The sequence below is a fragment of the Sphingomonas sp. FW306-1B-B10E genome (assembly GCF_058782005.1).
The window spans coordinates 1-1,526 of record NZ_JBYSXG010000113.1 but is presented as its reverse complement, the minus strand read 5'-3'; the positions used below and the strand labels follow the sequence as shown (position 1 = coordinate 1,526).

General features: G+C 67.2%; 1 protein-coding gene and 1 pseudogene. One reads left to right on the top strand and one right to left on the bottom strand.

What is annotated here, in order from left to right:
* A pseudogene (locus tag AC3WJI_RS21605) lies at positions 1-521 on the top strand (TonB-dependent receptor); the annotation flags it as partial.
* Between the two features lie 9 nt (positions 522-530).
* Here AC3WJI_RS21605 and AC3WJI_RS21600 read toward each other — a convergent pair.
* Positions 531-1,490 carry a flagellar motor protein MotB gene (locus AC3WJI_RS21600; protein WP_492759368.1) on the bottom strand — a complete coding sequence of 320 codons (960 nt, stop codon included), beginning with the start codon at positions 1,488-1,490 and terminating at the stop codon, positions 531-533.
* Positions 1,491-1,526: the final 36 nt, after the last annotated feature.

Below are 1,526 nucleotides of genomic sequence, written 5' to 3'. Positions count from 1 at the left end.
GCTTCGGTGGGGGCGGCGGCGGACGCGGCGGCTTTGGCGGCGGCAACATCGTCCGCTTCACGCTCAACCACACATGGATCCTCAAGGACGAGGTCCGCATCCGCCCGGGCCTGCCCGAGATCGACCGGCTCGACGGGTCGAGCGCACAAGGCACCGCGGCGCATCAGGTCGACGCGCTCGCCGCGGTCAAGCGCGACGCCTGGCTGCTCCAGGCCACCGGCGCGTGGCAGAGCGGATGGCGGAGCACCACCGGGGCGATCGGCAGCCAGACCCAACTCGACTTTAGCAGCCTCGCGACGATCGGACTGCTCGCGGAGTTCAATCCGGGCCAGGATTTCGACTTCCTGCTCAAGCATCCGTGGTTCCGCGGGTCGCGGGTCCAGCTTCGGGTCGAGAACCTGTTCAATGCGCGCCAGCGCGTGATCGACTCGAACGGCGCGGTGCCGGCGGCCTACGCGCCCAACCTGGTCGACCCGCTCGGGCGCGTCGTCCGGCTTACCTTCCGCAAGCAGTTCTTCTGATCGGTTGGCTTAGCGCGACGCCAGCACCGGCTGCTTGATCCGCCGCTCGAAACGCTCGCCTTTGTCCGAGTCCATGATCCGGCGGTAGAGCAGGGTGATCGAGACGCGGCGGTTGCGCGGATCGGTCGGGGTCTCGACGATCAGCGGCTCGCGATCGGCGACGCCCTCGATCCGCTCGAAGCGAGTCTCGGGCACGCCGCCGGCGAACAGCCGCCGGCGCGTCGCCTCGGCGCGGCCGCTCGAGAGCATCCAATTGTTCATGTTGCGCGGGTCGCCATAGCCGAGACTGTCGGTGTGCCCGCGAATCATGATCGGGTTGTCCATCCCCGCTATGCTCTCGGCGATCGTGCCGATCAGCGCGCTCGCGTCGGTAACCAAAGCGGTCGTGCCCAGATCGAACATCGAATAATTGGCGTCGTCGAGCAGGTCGATCCGCATTCCGTCGCGGGTCGCGACGAAGCGGATGTGCTTGGCGAGCTTGGCGAGCTGCGGCCTTGCCCGCATCTTGTTCTGGATCGCCTTGGCGGTCTGGTTGAAGTTCTTCTGGTCCTGCTCGGTCAACGCGCGCTGGTCCTTGAGCGTGCCCTTCTCGCCGGTGCCGACTTGCTGGCCGCCAACGCCGCCGACCGGCACGGTCAGCGACTTGGTGCCGGTCTGCGACGCCCTGTTGGGATAATTGTCCTTGGCGTTGAGCGCATCGCCGCCGAGCAGCCCGTTCGACCCGGCGCTGTTCTGGCGGAGCTCGACCAGGGTCGGCGCGAAATAGTCGGCGAGCGCCTTGCGCTGCTTCTCCGTCGTCGCGCCGAGCAGCCAGAGCAAGAGGAAGAACGCCATCATCGCCGTGACGAAATCGGCATAAGCGACCTTCCACGCGCCGCCGTGATGACCGCCATGGCCCTCGACGAAGATCTTCTTGACGATGATCTTCGGCGGCTGGTTGGTGCCGTGGGGCGCGCGTGCGGCAGCCATCAGTAACTCCCCTCCCTGCAAGGGAGGGGCAGGGGG

Excerpts from the sequence above, each read along its gene's own strand:
- AC3WJI_RS21600 (WP_492759368.1), bottom strand. The coding sequence starts at position 1,490 with ATGGCTGCCGCACGCGCGCCCCACGGCACCAACCAGCCGCCGAAGATC.